The 321-nt window shown below is 53.6% G+C and carries 1 protein-coding gene; it reads left to right on the top strand.

What is annotated here, in order from left to right; translation table 11 throughout:
• Positions 1-321, top strand: a 321-nt coding sequence (locus Y79_RS1000000121120) for a collagen-like protein (protein WP_162139826.1), incomplete at both ends; no start/stop codon positions are given.

Below are 321 nucleotides of genomic sequence, written 5' to 3'. Positions count from 1 at the left end.
GTAACTGGTCCAACAGGAGCAACAGGAGTAACTGGTCCAACAGGAGCAACAGGAGTAACTGGTCCAACAGGAGCAACAGGAGTAACTGGAGAAACCGGTCCAACCGGAGCAACAGGAGTAACTGGTCCAACAGGAGCAACCGGAGTAACTGGTCCAACTGGAGCAACAGGAGTAACTGGAGAAACGGGACCAACAGGAACAACTGGTGTAACCGGATCAACCGGAGCAACAGGAGCAACCGGAGCAACAGGAGCAACCGGAGTAACTGGTCCAACAGGAGCAACGGGAGTAACTGGTCCAACAGGAGCAACAGGAGTAACT

Origin of the sequence: Bacillus siamensis KCTC 13613, assembly GCF_000262045.1 — a bacterium.
GTDB lineage: Bacteria > Bacillota > Bacilli > Bacillales > Bacillaceae > Bacillus > Bacillus siamensis.
This window is presented reverse-complemented; position numbering and strand designations above follow the sequence as displayed.